Annotated in this window: 22 protein-coding genes; 11 read left to right on the top strand and 11 right to left on the bottom strand. The window is 63.3% G+C overall.

The window, feature by feature from the left end; genetic code table 11:
• Nucleotides 1–652: TolC family protein (locus ACODR6_RS16865; RefSeq protein WP_489023137.1), on the bottom strand; the 652-nt coding region annotated here is incomplete at its 3' end.
• A 126-nt stretch (nucleotides 653–778) separates the two neighbouring features.
• The gene (locus tag ACODR6_RS16860; protein ID WP_112719055.1) at nucleotides 779–1,111 is read right to left on the bottom strand and encodes a hypothetical protein; all 333 of its coding nucleotides are present in this window, start codon (nucleotides 1,109–1,111) and stop codon (nucleotides 779–781) included.
• 215 nt (nucleotides 1,112–1,326) lie between these two features.
• Between ACODR6_RS16860 and ACODR6_RS16855 the strand changes: the two genes are divergently transcribed.
• On the top strand, nucleotides 1,327–1,719 hold the full coding sequence (locus ACODR6_RS16855) for a hypothetical protein (protein ID WP_130277671.1): 393 nt from the start codon (nucleotides 1,327–1,329) through the stop codon (nucleotides 1,717–1,719).
• A 4-nt stretch (nucleotides 1,720–1,723) separates the two neighbouring features.
• On the opposite strand, the gene ACODR6_RS16850 is transcribed toward ACODR6_RS16855, so the two are convergent.
• On the bottom strand, nucleotides 1,724–2,599 hold the full coding sequence (locus tag ACODR6_RS16850; protein ID WP_489023135.1) for a LysR family transcriptional regulator: 876 nt from the start codon (nucleotides 2,597–2,599) through the stop codon (nucleotides 1,724–1,726).
• Between the two features lie 93 nt (nucleotides 2,600–2,692).
• On the opposite strand from ACODR6_RS16850, the gene ACODR6_RS16845 reads away from it, so the two are divergent.
• The 3 genes from ACODR6_RS16845 (at nucleotide 2,693) to ACODR6_RS16835 (ending at nucleotide 3,744) form a co-directional block, all read left to right on the top strand.
• Nucleotides 2,693–2,905: a DUF1127 domain-containing protein gene (locus ACODR6_RS16845; RefSeq protein WP_199627509.1), complete on the top strand. Its 213-nt coding sequence runs from the start codon at nucleotides 2,693–2,695 to the stop codon at nucleotides 2,903–2,905.
• A gap of 82 nt (nucleotides 2,906–2,987) precedes the next feature.
• Nucleotides 2,988–3,323, top strand: a complete 336-nt coding sequence (locus ACODR6_RS16840) for an ArsR/SmtB family transcription factor (RefSeq protein WP_130277674.1) — start codon at nucleotides 2,988–2,990, stop codon at nucleotides 3,321–3,323.
• Nucleotides 3,316–3,744 (top strand): SRPBCC family protein, encoded by a 429-nt coding sequence (locus tag ACODR6_RS16835; RefSeq protein ID WP_199627507.1) that lies wholly within the window; start codon nucleotides 3,316–3,318, stop codon nucleotides 3,742–3,744. Before ACODR6_RS16840 ends, ACODR6_RS16835 begins: the two co-directional genes overlap by 8 nt.
• A 45-nt stretch (nucleotides 3,745–3,789) precedes the next feature.
• On the opposite strand, the gene ACODR6_RS16830 is transcribed toward ACODR6_RS16835, so the two are convergent.
• The gene (locus tag ACODR6_RS16830) at nucleotides 3,790–4,620 is read right to left on the bottom strand and encodes an SDR family oxidoreductase (RefSeq protein ID WP_413710029.1); all 831 of its coding nucleotides are present in this window, start codon (nucleotides 4,618–4,620) and stop codon (nucleotides 3,790–3,792) included.
• Between the two features lie 89 nt (nucleotides 4,621–4,709).
• Here ACODR6_RS16830 and ACODR6_RS16825 point away from each other — a divergent pair, with 89 nt between their 5' ends.
• Nucleotides 4,710–5,612 (top strand): AraC family transcriptional regulator, encoded by a 903-nt coding sequence (locus ACODR6_RS16825; RefSeq protein ID WP_413710028.1) that lies wholly within the window; start codon nucleotides 4,710–4,712, stop codon nucleotides 5,610–5,612.
• 2 nt (nucleotides 5,613–5,614) lie between these two features.
• Here ACODR6_RS16825 and ACODR6_RS16820 read toward each other — a convergent pair whose 3' ends face one another.
• From ACODR6_RS16820 to ACODR6_RS16805, 4 genes are all read right to left on the bottom strand, one after another.
• A complete protein-coding gene (locus ACODR6_RS16820; RefSeq protein ID WP_203430078.1) occupies nucleotides 5,615–6,985 on the bottom strand; it encodes an MFS transporter in 1,371 nt (456 codons plus the stop codon).
• 93 nt (nucleotides 6,986–7,078) lie between these two features.
• The gene (locus ACODR6_RS16815; RefSeq protein ID WP_489023131.1) at nucleotides 7,079–8,095 is read right to left on the bottom strand and encodes an amidohydrolase family protein; all 1,017 of its coding nucleotides are present in this window, start codon (nucleotides 8,093–8,095) and stop codon (nucleotides 7,079–7,081) included.
• Nucleotides 8,096–8,129: 34 nt separating this feature from the next.
• The gene (locus ACODR6_RS16810; protein ID WP_130277679.1) at nucleotides 8,130–8,822 is read right to left on the bottom strand and encodes a class II aldolase/adducin family protein; all 693 of its coding nucleotides are present in this window, start codon (nucleotides 8,820–8,822) and stop codon (nucleotides 8,130–8,132) included.
• An 85-nt stretch (nucleotides 8,823–8,907) separates the two neighbouring features.
• Nucleotides 8,908–9,897, bottom strand: a complete 990-nt coding sequence (locus ACODR6_RS16805) for an ABC transporter substrate-binding protein (RefSeq protein WP_489023129.1) — start codon at nucleotides 9,895–9,897, stop codon at nucleotides 8,908–8,910.
• 205 nt (nucleotides 9,898–10,102) lie between these two features.
• On the opposite strand from ACODR6_RS16805, the gene ACODR6_RS16800 reads away from it, so the two are divergent.
• Nucleotides 10,103–11,713, top strand: coding sequence for an FAD-dependent monooxygenase (locus tag ACODR6_RS16800; protein ID WP_489023127.1), 1,611 nt, complete (start codon nucleotides 10,103–10,105; stop codon nucleotides 11,711–11,713).
• A 27-nt stretch (nucleotides 11,714–11,740) separates the two neighbouring features.
• Here the strand turns inward: ACODR6_RS16800 and ACODR6_RS16795 are convergent, their stop codons facing one another.
• The 3 genes from ACODR6_RS16795 to ACODR6_RS16785 all read right to left on the bottom strand — a co-directional run bounded on the left by ACODR6_RS16795 (nucleotide 11,741) and on the right by ACODR6_RS16785 (nucleotide 13,844).
• Nucleotides 11,741–12,490: an IclR family transcriptional regulator gene (locus ACODR6_RS16795; RefSeq protein ID WP_489023126.1), complete on the bottom strand. Its 750-nt coding sequence runs from the start codon at nucleotides 12,488–12,490 to the stop codon at nucleotides 11,741–11,743.
• A gap of 202 nt (nucleotides 12,491–12,692) precedes the next feature.
• Nucleotides 12,693–13,457, bottom strand: coding sequence for a class II aldolase/adducin family protein (locus ACODR6_RS16790; RefSeq protein WP_489023124.1), 765 nt, complete (start codon nucleotides 13,455–13,457; stop codon nucleotides 12,693–12,695).
• A 69-nt stretch (nucleotides 13,458–13,526) separates the two neighbouring features.
• Nucleotides 13,527–13,844 (bottom strand): non-heme iron oxygenase ferredoxin subunit, encoded by a 318-nt coding sequence (locus ACODR6_RS16785; RefSeq protein ID WP_489023123.1) that lies wholly within the window; start codon nucleotides 13,842–13,844, stop codon nucleotides 13,527–13,529.
• A 208-nt stretch (nucleotides 13,845–14,052) separates the two neighbouring features.
• On the opposite strand from ACODR6_RS16785, the gene ACODR6_RS16780 reads away from it, so the two are divergent.
• The 5 genes from ACODR6_RS16780 to ACODR6_RS16760 all read left to right on the top strand — a co-directional run bounded on the left by ACODR6_RS16780 (nucleotide 14,053) and on the right by ACODR6_RS16760 (nucleotide 18,750).
• Complete coding sequence (locus ACODR6_RS16780; RefSeq protein ID WP_489023121.1) at nucleotides 14,053–15,339, top strand: aromatic ring-hydroxylating dioxygenase subunit alpha; 1,287 nt, start codon at nucleotides 14,053–14,055, stop codon at nucleotides 15,337–15,339.
• A 15-nt stretch (nucleotides 15,340–15,354) separates the two neighbouring features.
• The gene (locus ACODR6_RS16775; protein WP_148195414.1) at nucleotides 15,355–15,879 is read left to right on the top strand and encodes a 3-methyl-2-oxobutanoate hydroxymethyltransferase; all 525 of its coding nucleotides are present in this window, start codon (nucleotides 15,355–15,357) and stop codon (nucleotides 15,877–15,879) included.
• An 88-nt stretch (nucleotides 15,880–15,967) separates the two neighbouring features.
• The gene (locus ACODR6_RS16770) at nucleotides 15,968–16,792 is read left to right on the top strand and encodes an IclR family transcriptional regulator (protein WP_449098602.1); all 825 of its coding nucleotides are present in this window, start codon (nucleotides 15,968–15,970) and stop codon (nucleotides 16,790–16,792) included.
• A 13-nt stretch (nucleotides 16,793–16,805) separates the two neighbouring features.
• The gene (locus ACODR6_RS16765; protein WP_489023118.1) at nucleotides 16,806–17,816 is read left to right on the top strand and encodes an FAD-binding oxidoreductase; all 1,011 of its coding nucleotides are present in this window, start codon (nucleotides 16,806–16,808) and stop codon (nucleotides 17,814–17,816) included.
• Between the two features lies 1 nt (nucleotide 17,817).
• Nucleotides 17,818–18,750: a LysR family transcriptional regulator gene (locus ACODR6_RS16760; protein WP_489023116.1), complete on the top strand. Its 933-nt coding sequence runs from the start codon at nucleotides 17,818–17,820 to the stop codon at nucleotides 18,748–18,750.
• Nucleotides 18,751–18,969 lie beyond the last annotated feature (219 nt).

Genomic DNA, 18,969 nt, shown 5'->3' with positions numbered 1-18,969 from the left:
TTTCGGCCTGGGTCGCCTGGACCAGACCTTCGGCCTGGACGACGTCGAGGCGCGAGGCGGCACCGGCTTCGAGCTGGAACTTGGTGAGATCGAAGGTCTCGCGGCGAGACTTCAGATCACCCTTGGAGAGTTCGATGCGCTCCTGGTAGTAGCGGGCGTCGATGTAGCTGTTGACCAGATCCTGGAGGAAGGTCAGCTTGGCGACGTCGGCGGTGGCGTAAGCCGAATCCAGCGAGGCCAGCGCGCTTTCCTTCGAGCGGCGGTATTCGCCGAAGAGGTCGAGCAGCCAGGAGACATTGGCTTCCCCGGCCGTGGTGTTGGTGGCGCCGCGCTGGTTGCGCAGGTTGCCCATCTGGCCGCTGACGGTCTGCGATGCACCGACGACGAGGCTCGGCAGGGCGCCGGCACCGGCAACGGTGACCTGCGCTTCAGCAGAATTGATGCGCTCGAGGGCCTGCAGAACGTCGAGGTTCTGGCCGATACCCTGGGAGACCAGCGAGTTCAGCTGCTGGTCGCGGTAGGCCGTCCACCACTGGGCGGTCGCAACATCACCATTGCTCTTGACCCCGCCTTCGCCAAACTTCGCAGGAAGCGGCATTTCCGGCGGTACATGATCCGGGCCGCTTACGCAGCCGGCAAGTGCAACTGACATGGCGAGGCATGCTGCAACTCGCGCGATTATCGTCTGACGTATCAACGGCCCTCTCCGTGGTTATATCGACGATGCCTAATTATGGTTAACAGAGGATTGACGGCGTGCCGAGGCCCTCCGGCGGCACTAGAGCGCATTCTCCTCATGTTGGGCCAGCGGCGGCTGCGGGCGCAGCGTCTGCAGCGGCGTTTCGGCATTGGCGCCGGCCGGTGCGAAGCGGGTGGCGAGCATATCGGCGAGGTTAGCGGAGGCGGCATTGGCATCGCATTCCGTCGGTGCCGTGCAGGGAGCGCGAAGGCGGGAGGTCTTCTGCGTGCTCTTCGGTTCCTCCAGCCGGGCAATGCGGATCGACGGCTTTTCGGCCGGTTCCGACGCCGGTTCGAAGATCGGATAGATGACGATCCCCGTTACAAGACTGACAGCCACACACGCGGCGATATAGACAAGAACAAACCTCATGTTCCTATAACGGCAGCGGGGGTTTGCCATAGCAACCTGCCAATTAGGATTAGAAACGGCGCGCAAGCTTCAGCAAAACGGCGGCCGCGGCCCCGCATGCGGGGTAATTCCGACGGAATTCACCGTCTTCGGGAGAAAGGGCGAAACTTTCGGCGCTGCCGCGAGTTTCGAGCTTGAGCGGCCGTGCGTGGCGGCCGGAAAGACAGGAGGCGCATATGGCAGACAGATCACGGCCGGGGGCTCAGGCGAGCGAAGAAGACCTGCAGGCACATATGGCCGAGATGGAAGCCGAGGCGATGGCCGACGATTTCATCCGCGACAATCCCGACGAGGAGGCGCTGGAAGCCGACCTGCAGAACCTGCAATACGAGCTCGAAGTTCTGCGTGCCCGGCTGGCCGTCATCAAGGAGCAGGCGGGCACCGTGGTGCGTGCCAATCTGGAATGGGCCGATCGCAGCGCCCATGATCAGCTCGGCGATTATCCCTGGCTGAAGCTTGCCGGGGCGATGGCCGGAACCTTCGTGTTCGGCCGCATGCTGCGTAACGCACCGGTTGCAGCCATCCTGGCGGCCGTTGTGCCGCTGGTTCTCTCGAAAGCGGAGAAATAGGCCCTCAGGCCTTGAACTCGCGCAGGCATTTGACGACTTCGCGCAGGCCGCGGGTCAGATGCTTGTCGCGGCGCATGACGATGCCGAGCTGGCGCACGAGGCGCGGCTTGACCGGCGACGTGGCGAGATAGCCGGCGCGGTCGCGACGCAGCGCCAGCGACGGCAGGATCGACCAGCCGAGGCCGGCTGCCACCAGTTCCTTGATCGCTTCGACGCTGCCGAATTCCATCACCGGTTCCGCCTTCAGTCCCGCAGCGGCAAACCAGCCATCCGTCGTCTCGCGGGTGTTGCCGCCGTCATAAAGCATCATCACCTTCTGCTGCAGGAAAGCCGCATCCGGGCCGCCTTCGGGCATGTCACTGCCGCGCGGCGCGACCGCGAGCAGCTCGTCCTCGTAGAAGGGCTCGACTTCCAGCGATCGGCCGGAGGCGGGGAGGGTGACGACGGCGATATCGAGCGCGTTGGCCTCGATGTCGCGCAGGATCTCGTCGGTATTGCCGATCTTCACAGTGATCTCCAGACCGGACATCCGCTTCTTGGCGGCGGCGATGGCGTGCGGCAAAAGGTGGATCGAGGCGGTGCCGCCGCTGCCGATCCTGACGCGCCCGGCCGCCCCTTCCTTATAAGGCGCCATCGCCTCCAGCGTCGCGGCGCATTCGCCGATGATGCGGCGGGCATGGGGGAGGAGCTCGGCACCGGCGGGCGAGGGCTGGGCGCGGCGTCCGGCGCGTTCGATCAGGCGCACGCCGAGCCGCTGTTCCAGAAGCTTGATCTGCAGGCTGACGGCCGGCTGGGTGATGCCGGCGCGGTCGGCGGCGGCAGTGAAGCTGCCGAGTTCGACGACGCTGACGAATGCGGCGAGCTGTTCCAGGTTCAGCATCAGAAGAATTCCTTATGGATTGCATCAGAAGCATAAGCTTCTTTTCGTTTCCTCGCCAGCGCATGTTGCCTCCACAGACAACAGGAGAGCGACATGGCCACAGAGATCGAAGACATCGCCGGGAGTTGGGAGCAGAAGAAGCCAAGGCTGCGGCTTGCGGCGCTGATCATCGCCTGCCGTGGGTGGATGGAGCGCAGGCGGACGCGCAATTCACTGTCCGAACTCACGGCCGACGAACTACGCGATATCGGCATGACCAGAGAGGCGGCGCGGGCGGAGGTCGCCAAGTCCTGGTTCTGGCGCTGAGCTCTTGCCTCCCGCGAAAACATTCATCCATATGGTTGACTATCGATTCGAATTTTGTATATTCAACCATACGGGTGAATAAATGGACGACGACGCACTGTCACGTATTCTGAAGGCCGCGGGCGATACCACGCGGAGGCAGATCCTTACGCTCCTTGTTCAGGAGGGAGCGCTGAGAGTGACTTCGCTTGCCGCTCATTTCGACATGTCCCTGAATGCCGTCTCCAAGCATATCAAGGTCTTGGAGGAGGCGGGACTTGTAACCCGCCGGACTCTGGGCCGCGAGCATCTGATTGCCGCGGAGCTTGAACCGCTACGGCTGACTGAGAGCTGGTTCGGGCAACTGAAGTCCATCTGGGACCTGCGCCTTGCGGCGCTGGAGACAATTCTCGTTTCGAAGGATGACGGACATGAGTGAACTGGAACTGACCATCAACCGCAGGATCGCAGCACCGCGCCAGACGGTCTTCAATGCCTGGCTTTCGCCGGAAACGCTGGCGCGCTTCATGCGCACGCCGAGCGGCGCGACTGATGTCTCGAAAGTGTCGACCGATGCCGTCAAGGGTGGCCGCTTTTCGATCGTGATGAAGACGGCTGAGCGCGAGATCCCGCATGGCGGCACCTATCTGGAGATCGATCCGCATGCGCGGCTCGCCTTCACCTGGGAGTCGCCTTACTCGCTCGACGACAGCGTCGTCACCATCGATCTCGCCGAGGTCGATGCGAACACGACGGATATCACGCTGAAGCAGGTGAAGTTCCGCAGCGAGGAAGCCCGCGACGGCCACCGCGGCGGCTGGAATGCCATCCTCGACAATCTCCAGGGCATCATCGCCTGATGCTCACGGCTGCCGCGCCGATAACGCGCGGCGGCCGTGCTTTCCTTACTCCCCGCCCTGCGGGCTGAAGGTCCTGCGCATCGTCTCCGTGTACTGAGCGTCCGACGTCGTCCAGCGCAGGGCGGCGACCATCTTTGTGTCGGGACCGGCGGGATAGCGCAGCTGGCCGGTATCGTCGGTCGCGGCGGCGAAGATCGCTTCGGCCACTTCCTTTTCGGTGCAATAGCGCGTCGGGTAATTCGCCATCTTCCCGAAATAGGCCTGCGCATAGGCGGCATAGTCTTCAGGGATCAGGCCGTTCATGCGGTCGCCGCTATTGGCGGTGAAGCTTGTGGTCGGGGCATAGCCGGGCTCGACGAGCCGCGCCTTGATTCCGAAGGGTTCGAGCTCGTAGGCGAGCGATTCCGTGAAACCTTCGACCGCCCATTTGCTGGCGCAGTAGATGGCGACCATCGGCATGGCGCCGATTCCGGCGCTGGAGGTGACGTTGATGATGACGCCGCTGCCCTGTCTGCGCATCACGGGGATGATCGCCTGGCAGGCGGCGAAGACGCCGAAACTGTTGGTCTCGAAGATTTCGCGCGTCATGCTGTCGGGCGTCGCCTCGAAAGCCGATGCGAGGCCGATCCCGGCATTGTTGACGAAGACGTCGATCGCGCCGAAGGCTTCGATGCCGGAGGCGATTGCCGCGCTGATGCTTTCGGCGTCGGTGATATCCAGCGGCAGAAGCTTCAGTCGCCCCGTCGTGTCCTGGAAGGTGGCGCTCTCCGGCCGCCGCATTGTGGCCAGTACGTTCCATCCCTTGTCGAGGAAGAATTCCGCGGCGGCTTTTCCGTATCCGGTCGAAGATCCGGTGATCATGATTGTCTTGGGCATGTGTAGCTCCTTTCGCTGGTGGGGAGCATAGACAAGCCGCGCGGACGATCTATAATTAGAACTCCACGAAACGTTATTGATCGTCCAGTATGGATCCCTTCAGCGACCTGATCGGCCTGCTTCGTCCGCATGCCGCCGTCTCCAAGCCGATCACCGGGCGTGGCGCCTGGGGCGCGCGCTACAACGCCTATGACGCACCGGGATTTGCCATCGTGCTGGAAGGCGGCTGCTTTCTGCAGTTCGAGGATGGCGAGCCGGTCAGGCTTTCGGCGGGCGATTTCATTCTCATTCCGTCGACGCCGGCCTTTGCGCTGTTCAGCGATCCCAGGGCTGCGCGGATCTCGCGCCAGCCGACGGATCAGCCGGTGCGGCATGGCGAGGCTGAGGGCGAGCCGGATTTTCGCATGCTCGGCGGCGGCTTCCGGATCGAGCCGGTCAATGCGGCGCTGTTGCTCGCCCTGCTGCCGGGGATCATCCATATCCGCGCCAATGAGGGCGAGGCGGACCGGCTGAAGCGGATCGTCGCGCTGATCATCGAAGAGAGCGTCGAGGACCGGCCGGGGCGGGAGCCGGTGGTCGAGCGGCTGCTGGAGGTGATGCTGGTGGAGGCGCTGCGCTGGGGCGGGATGAACGGCGAGACGATGCCGTCAGGCATGTTGCGGTCGATGCGCGATCCGTCGCTTGCCCGCGCCTTGCGGGCGATGCATGCGAATGTGCGGGAGCGCTGGACTGTCGAGGGGCTGGCGAAGCTTGCGGGCATGTCGCGATCGGCCTTTGCCGCCCGCTTTGCCGAAGCTCTCGGTGCGACGCCGATCGACTACCTGGCGCAGTGGCGGATGGCGCTCGCCCGCGATGCGCTGAGCCGCGGCGATATCAGTCTCGACCGGCTGGCCGGTGATATCGGCTACGACTCGGCGAGCGCCTTCAGCACCGCCTTCCGCCGTCACAATGGCTGTTCGCCGCGTGAATTCGGCCGCTCCGCAGGGCGCTGAGATCAGTCGGCGTGCCGTGTGCGGCGGCTGACGAGATCGTCACCGGCCTGCGGGGGCAGGCGCCAGAAGGTGATGACGCTGGAGGCGGAGACCAGGCCGACGACGGCGAAGGCGATGTGGAAATCCGACAGCAGCAACCCGCCGCCATGCATGCTGCTGGTGATATCGAGCGAGGCACCGGCGACGGCGACGCCCATCGCCATCGAGACGCGCTGGGCGACCGCATTGATCGCCGTTGCCTGGCCGGTATCGGCCTCGTCGACATCGCCAAAGGACATGGCGCTGATACCGGAGAAGGCCATCGAACGGAGAATGCCGCCGACGAGCAGGCAGGCCATGATCACCCAGATCGGCGTTCCCGGATGGAACAGCGCGTTGATGCCGAGCAGCACGGCGGAGATGAAGGTGGTGACGATCAGGATGCGGCGGAAGCCGAAGAGCGCGAAGGTGCGCGCCGCGCCGAATTTCGAACTCAGTGATCCCACAGCGGTGATGAAGGTCACCATGCCCGACTGGAAGGGCGTCAGGCCGAAGCCGAGCTGCAGCATCAGCGGCATCAGGAAGGGAAGGGCGCCAAGCCCCATGCGGAAATTCGAGGCGCCGACGATCGAGGCGCGGAAGATCGGATAGCGGAACATGCGCGGGTCGAGCAGCGGATGTTCGGTGCGCTTCGCGTGCCAGAGATAGGCGATGCCCATCAGGATGCCGATGGCGATCGTCGTATAGCCGTAATACATCGGCAGCGCCGGCAGGCTGACGACCGAAATGCCGAAGACGAAGGCGCTGAAGCCGATGCCGGAGAGGAAGAAGCCGGTGAAATCGAGCGGCTTCGGCTCACGCGGCTCGACCGGCGGCAACAGCCGGGTGACGAGGATGATACCGGCAATGCCGATCGGCACGTTGATCCAGAAGATCCAGTGCCAGCTGAGATAGGTGGTGAAGAAGCCGCCGACCGGCGGGCCGAGGATCGGGCCGACCAGTGCGGGAATGGTAAGCCAGGCCAGCGCATCGACCAGCTGATGTTTCGGTGTGCCGCGCACCAGAAGCAGGCGGCTGACCGGCGTCATCATCGAGCCGCCTGCGCCCTGCACCAGCCGCCAGAAGACGAAGGCGCCGATCGAACCGGAGAAGGCGCAGCCGATCGAGCCGATCATGAAAACGCCGATGGCGATGCGGAAGATGTTCAGCGCCCCGAAACGGTCCGACATCCAGCCGCTGATCGGAATGAAGACGGCAAGGGCAACGAGATAGCTGGTGACGGCCAGTTTCAGCGCGATCGGCGATGTGCCGATATCGGCGGCGATCGCCGGCAGGCTGGTGGCGATGATTGTCGAATCCATCCGCTCCATGAAGAGCGCGATGGCAAGAATGATCGGCGTGAGACGAGGCAAGGGCATTGACCGGTAAATGATGCGCGGCCGTTATAGGACGCATTGCGGCCGCGCACCAGTTCAACTTCTCGCGGGTTATCTGCCCTTCAGCCCGAACAGGGCCTCGGCATTGCGGAAGCAGATCTTTTCCATGTCTTCCTTGGGAAGATCGAGCGAATTCAGGATCTTCAGCGTATCGCGGATATAGCCCGGACCCTTTTCCGGGTCGAAGGGCGAATCCGAGGCGAAGAGGATGCGGTCGGCGCCGTAGAATTCCAGGCCGCAGATCGTCGCGGCCTTGGAGCCGAAGACGGCGGTATCGGCGTAGAAGTCCTTGAAATAGTCGAGCGGGCGCTTCTTCAGGCGCTTCAGCACCAGCGTCAGGTCCTCGTCGGTGGTGCGCTTGCCGAGCTGGTCCCAGCCGGGGCCGACGCGTCCCTCGAAATAGGGCACCATGGCGCCCATGTGGTGGGCGAGAACCTTCAGGTCCGGCAGGCGGTCCATGAAGCCGGAGAAGACCAGGCGGGCCATGGCGGCGCTCGTCTCGTAGGGCCAGCCGAAGGTCCACCAGATCTCGTATTTCGATTTGTCCTCGGTGGCGTAATCGGTCATCGAGGCGTTGCGCGAGGGATGCAGCAGCACCGGCTTGTTGTGCTTGGCGGCGACCTCGAAGATCGGGAAGAAGCGCTCCTCGTCGAGCGGCGCGCCGTTGACGTTGGTGTGGATCTGCAGCCCGTTGGCGCCGAGTTCGCTGAAGGCGCGTTCTGCTTCGCGAACGGCGGCCTCGGGGGCATTCATCGGCAGGGCGGCGACGAAACCGGCAAAGCGCTCCGGGTATTTTTCGACGAGCTCGGCCTGGCCGTCATTGGCGATCCGGGCAAATTCGGTCGCGAGTTCCGGGCCGCCCATGGCTTCGAGCGGCGGCATGCCGAGCGAGATGACCTGCCGGTAATCGGGAAACTCGTCCATGACGCGGAAGCGGGTTTCGAGATCGTAAATGCAGGGCACGCCCTGCATGCGGCGGCCGATATCCTTGCCGGCGCCGTCAAGCTTCTGGATACGATCCCAGAGCGCCTTCGGGAAGAAATGGTTGAACGCATCGATATAATACATCGGACTCCTCCTAAGTCGTATGTGTATGGCCGCCTCAGCCGCGCTTCAGGCGGCGGACGAGATAGGCGAAGGTCGCCTTGAACATCTCGTCGCGGAACATGTGCTTGCGCTTGGCCTTGATATCCTCGGGCTTGCCGAGCGCCTTGGCGCCGCCGGCCGCCTCGACCCACAGCTGCATCATGCAGGCATTCTCCAGCGACAGCGCCAGATAGATCGCCTGCTCGATGGTGGGGGCGGCGGTGACGATGCCGTGGTTCTGCAACAGCATGGCGCCATGTTCGCCGAGACAGGCGGCGACCGCCTTGCCGCGCTCGGCGGTGGTGATCAGCTCCGTGGTTTCGGAAAAGACCGGCAGCCCCTCGGCGAAGATCGAGCCCGGATGGCCGACCGGCTGCAGCGGCTTGCCGAGCGCCGAGAAGGCGGTGGCATAGGGCGCGTGGGTATGGACGACGGCGTTCAGATCGGGCCGGGCGCGCAGCACCTCGGAGTGGATATAGACCTCGTTGTGGCGGCCGAACTCGCCATCCACCTTCTCGCCGTCGAGATCGACGGTGATGATGTTGTCGAGGGTGATCTCCTCGAGGCCGAATTTCGACGGCTTCATGTAGAAGCGGTCGGGTTGCTCGGGAACGCGGATCGAGACATGACCGCGCGTCCAGTCGCCCTGGCCGGCAGCTTCCAGAATGCGGCCAGCCTCGATCATCCGCTGCTTCAGGTCTTCGTGCATCGTCTTGTTCTCCGAGGAATTGTCACACCGGATGCCGGTGCCGGACCAGGCCGGTTCGAATGCGGCGCCGCTGCCGTCGCAGGCGCTACACACGGTGTTTGTCGCCGCGCTTGCGGCCCTGCGATATGTCGAGGAAGAGCTCCGAGGGCGCGACCTTGCGGTCGATCAGGCCCTGCTGGTGGGCGTAGCCGATCACCGTCTCCAGCGTTTTGGCGTTCTGGCCGTCGAGGCCGTAGGCCCAGGGATCGTCGCCCATGATCGCCTGCTGCTCTTCCCAGGCCTCGCGATACCAGGCGAGCGGCACGATGCGCGGGTTTTCCATGCGCTTCATGGCGATCTGCTTGGCTTCCTCGAAGGCGAGGTAGAGATTGATAGGCACCCAGGGATGGCGCTCGACGATTTCAGGGCGAATGCCCATCACATGCATGATCGGGAAGATGCCGGTGCGTTCGTAATAGGCGACCTCTTCGGCCTTGTAGTCCGGAAACAGGCGGCCGACGCGCGGGTCGCGCTTCTTGATCGGGGCGATCAGATCGGGATGCAGCAGGGCGTCGATCTCGCCGTCGGCAAGCATCTGCTCGATCGACTTGTCCTCGCCGATCTTGTGCAGCTTCAGGCCCGAGGGAAGGTTGTAATCGACGTCTTCGTCGAGCTCCGAATACCACTCGATCGACTGGTGCGGCACGCCATATTCGCTTTCCAGCAGGCCGCGCAGCCAGAGAGACGCGGTCACCAGGTAGCTCTTGACGCCGACCTTGCGGCCGATCAGGTCCTTCGGCTCGCGGATGCCGGCCGCCGTATTGGTGAAGATGAAGCCGTGGCGGAAGCGGCGATGCAGGAAGACCGGGATCGCCTCGAAGGGCAGGCCGCGGGTCTTCGCCGCCATGTAGGACGACAGCGAGACCTCGGCGACGTCGAATTCGCCATTGCGCAGGAAGCGCCAGTGGCGGGTGGTGGAATCCATCTCGGTCAGGATCGTCAGCTCGATCCCGTCGGGTTTCACCACTCCTTCTTTCAGGGCGCGGATGATCTCGTAGTCACCGCAAGCGAGCGTGAGCTCCACCTTCTTCGTCACTGAACTCCTCCCAGAGCCGCCCGGCCAAAACCTGCCGCGCCGTCATTTAAGGCTACCATGCACAGAACAGCAATCGCCTGTCCAGTCATTTTTCAAATTATCCTGCATTATGGGATTTTTTAAGTTTGGAATTGACGCCGGTTTCGAACTCGCGGTAAATGGACCCGATGCTGCCGGGTTGGAGGGCGGCAAAGGGATGGAGCGCATGGAACAGACGGATGTCCTCATTGTCGGCGCAGGCCCGGTCGGGCTGACGCTTGCTATCGACCTCGGGCAGAAAGGCGTGCGCTGCACGCTGATCGAAAAGAAGGAGGCGCCGGAATTCCTGCCGAAGATGGAGCGCTGCAATGCGCGCACCATGGAAATCTTCCGCCGCATGGGCCTGTCGCAGAAGATCCGCAAGGCGGGTCTCGATGCCGCGGTGCCGATGGACGTCTATGTCGTTCTCGCCATGAACGAGCCGCCGCTGCTGAGGCTGCCTTACCCCTCCGTCAACGAGGCGCTGGAGGAGATCAGCAAGTCCGAGGATGCCAGCCAGCCGCTCGAGGCCTATCAGCTGATCTCGCAATATACGCTGGAGCCGCTGTTGAAATCGGTGGCGGAAGAACTCCCGACAGTGAGCGTGCGCTACGGCACGGAATTCCTGTCGCTGGAGCAGGACGAAGGCGGCGTCACGGCGCGCACGACGACGAAGAATGGCGATGTCACCTATCGCGCCAAATATGTCGTCGGCTGCGATGGCGGGGCGAGCCCGGTGCGCAAGCAGCTCGGTATCAAGCTGCGCGGCGAGGGCAATCTCCTGCATCTGCGCCAAGCGCTCTACTATTCCGAAGAGCTCTATAACCGCATTCCGATCGGCGATGGCCCCGGTCGCGGGCGGCATTATCACGTCGCCGATGGGCAGGCGACCTTTCTCATCATGCAGGATTCGACCAAGCACTGGACGCTGCATGCCGTCGTCGAGAAGGACGAGGACATGGCCACCCAGTTTGAGAAGGCGGTCGGCGCGCCTGTCGATTACCAGATGCTCTATGTCGGGCAGTGGAAACAGAACCTGCTGCTTGCCGACAACTACGGTTCCGGCCGCGTCTTCCTTGCCGGCGATGCCGCGCATCTCGTCATTCCGACCGGCGGTCTCGGCATGAATACAGGCGTCGGCGATGCCGTCGATCTCGGCTGGAAGCTTGCGGCCACGCTGCAGGGCTGGGGTGGGCCGAACCTCTTGCGCTCCTACGAGATCGAACGCCGCCAGGTCGGCGACCGCAATGTCGGGGCATCGCGCTATGCCTCGCTAGGGCGCCGCAAGTGGCGCTCGCAATACAGGCCGGATATCCGCGATGAGACGCCTGCGGGACAGGCGACGCGCGACAATCTCACCCGGATTGCCGATGTCGAGCAGCGCAAGACCAACGAGATGATCGGCGCCGAGCTCGGTTACCGCTATGTCGGTTCGCCTGTCATCACCGACGAGCCGGGTGGCCCCGAGCATCTCTTCCGCGAATATCACCCCACGACCTGGCCGGGCGCGCGCCTGCCGCATCTCTGGCTCGGCGAGAACGATCCGGTGCAGGACCGGATCGGCGCCGGCTACACGATGCTGCGGCTCGGCGGCAGTGCGATCGATACGTCAGGGATCGAAGATGCCTTCACGGCGAGGGGCGTTCCCTACCAGACGCTCGACATTGCCTCGCAGCGTGCCCGCGATATCTACGGCTACGATCTGGTGCTCGTCCGTCCCGACATGCATGTCGTCTGGCGCGGCAAGGCGGCCCCTGACGATGCGGAAGCAGTGGCGGCGATGGTCACCGGGCACTGAAAGGGTCAGTGCCAGCACTGACAGAGATCAAGCGCGCGCCAGCGTTTTCGAAACAACGCCGGCGCAGAACACCACCTGTTCGGCGATATCTTCCAGCGTCTTCGCCTGCATCTGCGTATCGCGCAGCGTCAGGCTGAGGCTGCCGATGATCTCAGAACGGCCATCGAAAACAGGGGCGGCAACGCCGGTGACGCCGGGCGTCACGTCGCCGCTGGTGCTGACCCAGCCGCGCTCGCGGTGCTGGCGGAACTTCGCTTTGACTTCGGGCAGTGTCGCGCCGAAACCGGCCTGCTGGAACTCGTCCTGGGCAAGCCCGTAATATTTCCGGAGCTGATGATCCGGCAGGTAATCGAGGATGGCGATCGAGGCGGCGCCATGCAGCAGCGAGCGGCGGCGGCCGCGGTCGTAATTGCTGTGCACGGCCTCGGTGCCGATTTCCTGATGGACGCAGAGCACCTCGAACTTGTAGCGGCGGCAGAGCAGGGCAACGGCCTTGAAGCGGGCCGCGAGCTCTTCCATCATCGGACGGGCGGCGCGGATCAGCACGTCGCCGGTGCGGATCTTGTAGTCGAGCTCGACGATGCGCGGGCCGAGCATATAGCCGACACCCGGAAGCGAGGTCAGCAGGCCGGCATCGGTGAGGATCTTCAGATAGCGGTAGAGGGTCGAGCGCGTATAGCCGAGCTTGTCGCACAGCTCCTCGAAGGTCAGCGCGACGGCATCCTCGCCTGCATCGAAGAGGTCGAGCAGGCCGATCATCTTTTCCGGGCTGCTCAAGCTGGCATCTCCGCCCATGCGCGTTCTGATAGGCGTCCTGCGCCAGTGGCAAACCAGTCTTTCGGCAAATCGAATCCCGCCTCGGCACCATCCCCAAGTGCTTCATTATAAAGCGATGATTGGACGGCAGGCAACGGCAGTGCGGACCGGAGCGCGACCCAACGCCCCAGTCCGATGCCCCCAGCCGTGACTGCCGACTGGTTCAGGCCGCCTTATTCCAGTCTTCAGGGAAGAGGCCGTCGCGGATGGCGCCGCCGGCGTAGTATTTCCAGAGCTTGCGGATGTGATGGCCGCGGCGGAAGGAGTGGGCGAAGGATTCCATCTCCTCTTCCGTCAGCGGCTTGACCTTGCCGAGGGTCGCGGCGCGATAGGCGGCTTCGGCATTCTCGACCAGGTGTACGGCATCGATATAGACGCCACGGACGGTCTCTGCGGTGACGATCTGGCCGTGGGCGCGAATCTGCATCGCATGACAATCGCCGAGCGTCGCGACGATGCCGCGGCCGCGCTCCGGTGTGTCGACATGGGCCGGATCGGAATGAACGGGAATGCCGTTGCGCCAGCGGATCGCGTGGTTCTTCACCGGCGGCAGCGGTACGTCCTCGACCAGCGTGAAGACATTGGTGACGTCGTGATGGAAATGAGCGACGGAGTTCACGTCGGGGCGTGATCTATAAATCTCACAATGAAGGAAAATTTCGGAAGGTGGCCGGGAGCCTTCCGGCCCGGATATCACCTTGCCGTCGAGATCGCAGACGAACAGATCCTTGGGCGCGACATCGGCGCGGCTCTTGTCCTGCGGCTGGATCAGAAAGGTCGTTCCGCCCGGCAGGCGGGCGCTGACATGGCCGCTATATTCGAGAATTTTCATGCTGTTCAGCAGGCGCGTCGCCATCGAGATATCATGGCGCAGCCGGTTTTCCGACAGATCGGAATGCTGTTCGTCCGCATGTTTGTGAGATTGCATGACCGGTTCCTCCCGTTGTAAAATTAATCCCACATTATACGACTTTTTATGATCCGCAAGCCGCGGCGATCAGACTTCGATCAGCACGTCGTTGTTTTCGACGACGACCTTGTAGGTCTTGATCGGCACCATGCAGGGCGGGGCGACGACTTCGCCGGTGCGGATGTCGAACTGGCCGTTATGGAAGTCGCATTCGATGTGGTAGCCGTCGAGATAGCCCTCCGCCAGCGAGCCCGGGCCGTGCGTACAGAGGTCGTCGGTCACGTAGAACGTGCCGTTCACATTGTAGACGGCGAGCGTCAGATCGCCTTGTTCGACGCGGATCGCGCTGTCCCAATCCACATCATCGGTCGAACACAGCCTTATCCGGGAACCCACTTCCGACATTCGCATCTCCTCCCTTGTCCTGCGCAGCGCTTGACGAGCGTGCAATCAGCATGTAGCGTTTAAAACGAAACGATGTTCTGTATAACGGAACACTCGCTAAAAATACCCGATCCGCCGTGAAGGTCAACCCGCAAATCCGATCGGCCGGAGGAAACACAGGTGACGCGGCGTAGCGGCCCGCCACGGATGCACTCGAGGAGGAGTTGTCATGCTGAGGAAAGAACAGAACGACCTATTGACCCAGACGGATCTGGGCACGCCGATGGGCGAGATGTTCCGCTGTTACTGGATCCCGGCGCTGCTGGCGGAAGAGCTGCCGGACAACGACTGTGCGCCTGTTCGCATCAAGCTGCTCGGCGAGCGCCTGCTCGCCTTCCGCGACAGCGAGGGACGCTACGGCCTGATCGACGAATTCTGCGCCCATCGCGGCGTTTCGCTGTGGTTCGGCCGCAACGAGCAGGGCGGTCTGCGCTGCCCCTATCACGGCTGGAAATACGACAATACCGGGCAGTGCATCGAGGTGCCCTCGGAGCCGAAGGAAAGCGGCTATTGCGGCAAGATCAAGCTGAAGTCCTATCCGCTGATCAAGATCGGCGACATTCTCTGGACCTATATGGGCCCGGCCGACAAGGAGCCGCCGCATCCGGAATGGGAATTTGCGCTGGTTCCGGCCGAGCAGACCTTCACCTCCAAGCGCTGGCAGGAATGCAACTGGCTGCAGGCTATGGAAGGCGGCATCGATTCCAGCCACGTCTCCTGGCTCCATAGCGGCAGCCTGAATTCCGACCCGCTGTTCAAGGGCGCGCGCGGCAACAAATACAACATGTCGGATGCCCGGCCGTTCTTCGAAGTCACCGACATGGACGGCGGCCTTTATATCGGCGCGCGCCGCAACGCCGAAGAGGGGCATTATTACTGGCGCATCACCCCCTGGGTCATGCCGTCCTTCACCATGGTGCCGCCGCGCGGCGATCACCCGGTGCACGGCCATTTCTGGATCCCGATCGATGACGAGAATTGCTGGGCCTGGAGTTTCGACTATCACCCGGTCCGCGCGCTGACGACCGGAGAGCGGGATGCGATGAAGGCTGGCAAGGGCATTCACGTCGCCTATGTTCCCGGCACCTACCGTCCGGCTGCCAACAAGGACAACGACTACCTGATGGATCGCGAGGCGCAGCGCAAGGGCACGACCTATTCCGGCGTCGAAGGCATCGCCATGCAGGATGCGTCGCTGCAGGAAAGCATGGGCCCCATCGTCGACCGCACCAAGGAAAACCTGGTCTCGACCGACAACGGCATCATCATGGCGCGTCACCGGCTGATGCGCGCGGCACGCGCGCTGAAGGACAAGGGCGTGACACCGCCCGGCGTCGATCCGGCGCATCACCGCGTCCGTTCGGCGGCAATCGTGCTGCCTGCCGACAAGGCCTACACCGATATCGCCGACGAAGCGCTGACGGTGATCGCGGGCAAGGCGCAGACCAGCGTCTGATAGGGAGGGCAGATCATGCTACTCGGATTGAGCGAAAGTGCCCGCGCGACGACGGCCGAAGAGGCGAAGTTCCGGATCAACTATCCGAATTCGCGTCCGCGAAAGTCGCGCATCATTGCGCTGGACAAGAGCGCCGAAAGCACGCTGGAGCGGCTGGCGGCGGGTTATGCCGGGGGCGAGGCGCATTTCCTGCGCTATGTCGAGGCAAAGCCGGCATCCGATTCCCTGAAGATGCTGCCCGTCGATGCAGTTCTCGAAGATCTCTCCGGCAAGCGGGTCTCGCTTGCCGAGGAGGTCACCGAGGCCGACGTCGTCGTCATGCTGACGACGGCCGGCGCTTCGGCCGAGGCGGCCGAGGTCATCGGCAATGCCTGCTTCGTGCGCTCCAAGATGACGACCGGTCTCGTCGTCAGCTCGGCCGATGTGCCGGCGCTCGAACTGGCGCGGACGCTGACGGCGATGCGGCCCTTCGCGGCCATGCTCGTCGTGTCGAACGGCGACGAATATGTCGGGGAAATGCTGAGCGCATTGAGGGTCTGAGAATGCTTCAAGGCGTGGCGTGAGTATTTGCAGGAGCTGTGTTATGGACGATCCCTTACTCCTTGCAAAAAGACGGAAAACGCACGCCATGAATGCATCTGTGAAGGAAACGGCACGCACCAAAAAGGCCGGACCGGCCACGCGCAACCGCCTGTCGTCGGTGACAACCGCGATCCGCCTTTTGAAAGCATTTTCGGAGGACGAGGTTGAGATTGGCGTCAGCGCGCTGGCCCAGAAGCTGAAGGTGGCGAAGAGCACGGTTCACCGTCTGGCCGTGACGCTGGTGGCGGAAGGCCTGCTGGAGCAGAACCCGGAAACCGAGCGCTACCGCCTCGGTGTCGGCCTCTTCGGTCTCGGTACGCTGGTGCGCCGCCGCATGAACCTGTCGAACGAGGCGCGTCCTTACCTCTTCGACCTCAGAAAGCATACGGGCGAGACCATCATTCTCGGCATCCCGACGGATACCGAAGTCATGCATGTGTACGACTTGGAGAGCCCGCAGGCCGTCGGCATCAAGTCCGATCTTGGTGCCCGCAAGCCGGCGCATTGCACGGCTGTCGGACGGGCGATCTTCGCCTTCGCGCCGGAGGAGACGATCGAGCGCGTGCTTTCCGGCCCGCTCGCGAAGCGCACGTCGCATACGATCACCGATCCCGCGCGGGTGCGCGAGATCCTGGCCGAAGTCCGCCAGCGCGGCTTTGCCATCGAGGATGAGGAAAGCGAGCCCGGCATCCGGGCGATCGCCGCCCCCGTCCGGGATTCCACCGGTGCCGTCGTCGGCGCCGTCGGCGTGGCGGGTCCGTCTCTGCGGCTCTCGCTCGAAGCCATAGAAAAATTCGCGCCACCGCTGTTGGAGACGGTGGCAACGATCTCGTCCCGTCTCGGTCATGGAGCGGGTTACAGACATAGATGATGAGGAGGAACGCATGACCGTGATGACATTGAGCGGGACCGATACGAAATGGTCCTGCGCCGACGGTGACACGATCATGCGATCCGCCATTCGCGCCGGTCTTGGCTTTCCCTATGAATGCAATGTCGGCTCCTGCGGCAATTGCCGCTTCGATCTTCTCGAAGGGGAGATCGAGGAGCTGAGGCCGGATGCGCCGGGCCTCAGCGACCGCGACCGCCAGCGTGGCCGCCGTCTCGGCTGCCAGGCGCGGCCGCTCACCGACTGTCTCGTCAAGCTGCGGCTGATGCCGCAATATGAGAGCAGCCACCTGCCGGTGAAGCAGGGCGCCGTTCTCACCGATATCCGCGACATTACCCACGACATCCGGGAGTTCCGCTTCCGGCTCGATACGCCCACCACCTTCCTCTCCGGCCAGTATGCGCTGCTGACGCTCGATGGCGTCGACGGCAGCCGCGCCTATTCGATGGCGAACCGCGGCGACCAGCCCGACGAGTGGCATTTCCAGGTGCGCAAGGTGCCCAATGGCGCGGCCACCTCCATGCTCTTTGACCGGTTGAAGCCTGGCGAGCGGATCGGCATCGACGGTCCCTATGGCATGGCCTACCTGCGTGAGGATTCGCCGCGCGATATCATCTGTCTCGCAGGCGGCTCCGGCCTGTCGCCGATGATCTCGGTGACGCGGACGGCGGCGGTTTCGCCGGCGCTTGCGGGACGGCGCATCGACTTCATCTATGGCGGCCGCGAGGCGCGCGACATCTGCGGCCGGGAGATGCTGGAAGAACTTCCGGGCTTCGGCAGCACGCTGCACTATCATCCGGTCGTTTCAGGCATGCCTGCGGAGGATGACGGCTGGGATGGCTATCGCGGCTTCGTCCACGAGGTCGCCGCCAAGCTCTTTGCCGAGCGGCTGCCGGAATGCGAGATCTATTTCGCCGGTCCGCCGATGATGGGCCAGGCCATCCAGAAGATGCTTATCGACCTCGGCGTCCCGCAGGGCCAGGTCCATTTCGACCAGTTCTACTAAGATGAAGCTCCGTCAGCTCGCATATTTCGTCAAGGTGGTCGAAGTCGGCAACATCACCCGCGCCGCCGAACAGCTGAACCTTGCCCAGACGGCGCTCGGCATCCAGATCCGCAATCTCGAGGATTCCCTGCAAATCCAGCTTCTCGACCGCCATTCGCGCGGCGTCAGCGCCACGCCGGCCGGCATGCTGCTCTACGAGCGGGCGCTCGAAATCCTGCAGCGCATCGAGGAGACGCGGCGCGACCTGATCTCGCTCGGCGGTGAGAAGGTGCGGGTGCGCCTCGGCGCCACGCCATCGATCCTGAAGCTGATCGGCACCGATCTGCTGGTCGCCGCCAATGAGCAGCTTCCGGGTATCGCGCTGCATGTGGTCGAAGAGCTGAGCTTCGTGCTCACTGATGCGCTGGAGCGCGGCGAGCTCGATTATGTGCTCGCCTATGACATCGAGGATAGCCCGGGTCTGCGCCGCATCGCGCTGATGGAAGAGGATTTGCTGCTGATTTCGGCGCCTGACGGCAAGGATGCGGAGCAGGACGTTTCCTTCCGCCATGCCGTCGCCGGCGATCTGGCGCTGGTCTCCAACCGCGACATCATCTGGCGGCGGGTGCATGAGACGGCGTCGCGGCTTTCTGTCGACGTCAAGATCACCTATCAGGTGCAGTCGATGGAGGCGATCAAGGCGCTGATCTCGCATGGCGTCGCGCAGAGCATCATGCCCTATGGCATCGTCTCGGAAGAGATCGAGGCGGGCGAGCTGATTGCCCGGCGCATCGAGCGGCCGGATGTGAAGCTGACGCTGTTCCTTGCCCATGCCTCGCACAAGGGGCTGGCCGACGAGCGGCTGTTCCACGCCTTCATCTACAACATGGTCGATCGTCTCGCCGCCGAGATCGGCCCCTATGCGCATCCGATCGATCGTATCGCCGAGGACTGATCAGCGATTTTCGTATGAGCTGGACAATATGATTTATCTTGGACATTTGCCCGACCGCGCCTGATGATCGCGCGAGATTATGAGAGGGCGGCTTCCGGAAAGGAGAATTCCGGCGGCTGAGCGGATCGCTGATTGTCGTTAGATGTCAGCGGCTTGGCAGGAGGATGCCAGGTTTTGATTCAAGTCCGGCGTCAGGCCCGGCTGTTGGGGAGTGAGAAT

The organism is Rhizobium sp. FG96 (assembly GCF_057808655.1).
This window is presented reverse-complemented; position numbering and strand designations above follow the sequence as displayed.

What these genes read in the sequence shown, in the direction of transcription:
- ACODR6_RS16860 (WP_112719055.1), bottom strand. Translation starts at nt 1,111, where the DNA reads ATGAGGTTTGTTCTTGTCTATATCGCCGCGTGTGTGGCTGTCAGTCTT.
- ACODR6_RS16855 (WP_130277671.1), top strand. Translation starts at nt 1,327, where the DNA reads ATGGCAGACAGATCACGGCCGGGGGCTCAGGCGAGCGAAGAAGACCTG.
- ACODR6_RS16850 (WP_489023135.1), bottom strand. Translation starts at nt 2,599, where the DNA reads ATGCTGAACCTGGAACAGCTCGCCGCATTCGTCAGCGTCGTCGAACTC.
- ACODR6_RS16845 (WP_199627509.1), top strand. Translation starts at nt 2,693, where the DNA reads ATGGCCACAGAGATCGAAGACATCGCCGGGAGTTGGGAGCAGAAGAAG.
- ACODR6_RS16840 (WP_130277674.1), top strand. Translation starts at nt 2,988, where the DNA reads ATGGACGACGACGCACTGTCACGTATTCTGAAGGCCGCGGGCGATACC.
- ACODR6_RS16835 (WP_199627507.1), top strand. Translation starts at nt 3,316, where the DNA reads ATGAGTGAACTGGAACTGACCATCAACCGCAGGATCGCAGCACCGCGC.
- ACODR6_RS16830 (WP_413710029.1), bottom strand. Translation starts at nt 4,620, where the DNA reads ATGCCCAAGACAATCATGATCACCGGATCTTCGACCGGATACGGAAAA.
- ACODR6_RS16825 (WP_413710028.1), top strand. Translation starts at nt 4,710, where the DNA reads ATGGATCCCTTCAGCGACCTGATCGGCCTGCTTCGTCCGCATGCCGCC.
- ACODR6_RS16815 (WP_489023131.1), bottom strand. Translation starts at nt 8,095, where the DNA reads ATGTATTATATCGATGCGTTCAACCATTTCTTCCCGAAGGCGCTCTGG.
- ACODR6_RS16810 (WP_130277679.1), bottom strand. Translation starts at nt 8,822, where the DNA reads ATGCACGAAGACCTGAAGCAGCGGATGATCGAGGCTGGCCGCATTCTG.
- ACODR6_RS16800 (WP_489023127.1), top strand. Translation starts at nt 10,103, where the DNA reads ATGGAACAGACGGATGTCCTCATTGTCGGCGCAGGCCCGGTCGGGCTG.
- ACODR6_RS16790 (WP_489023124.1), bottom strand. Translation starts at nt 13,457, where the DNA reads ATGCAATCTCACAAACATGCGGACGAACAGCATTCCGATCTGTCGGAA.
- ACODR6_RS16785 (WP_489023123.1), bottom strand. Translation starts at nt 13,844, where the DNA reads ATGTCGGAAGTGGGTTCCCGGATAAGGCTGTGTTCGACCGATGATGTG.
- ACODR6_RS16780 (WP_489023121.1), top strand. Translation starts at nt 14,053, where the DNA reads ATGCTGAGGAAAGAACAGAACGACCTATTGACCCAGACGGATCTGGGC.
- ACODR6_RS16775 (WP_148195414.1), top strand. Translation starts at nt 15,355, where the DNA reads ATGCTACTCGGATTGAGCGAAAGTGCCCGCGCGACGACGGCCGAAGAG.
- ACODR6_RS16770 (WP_449098602.1), top strand. Translation starts at nt 15,968, where the DNA reads ATGAATGCATCTGTGAAGGAAACGGCACGCACCAAAAAGGCCGGACCG.
- ACODR6_RS16765 (WP_489023118.1), top strand. Translation starts at nt 16,806, where the DNA reads ATGACCGTGATGACATTGAGCGGGACCGATACGAAATGGTCCTGCGCC.
- ACODR6_RS16760 (WP_489023116.1), top strand. Translation starts at nt 17,818, where the DNA reads ATGAAGCTCCGTCAGCTCGCATATTTCGTCAAGGTGGTCGAAGTCGGC.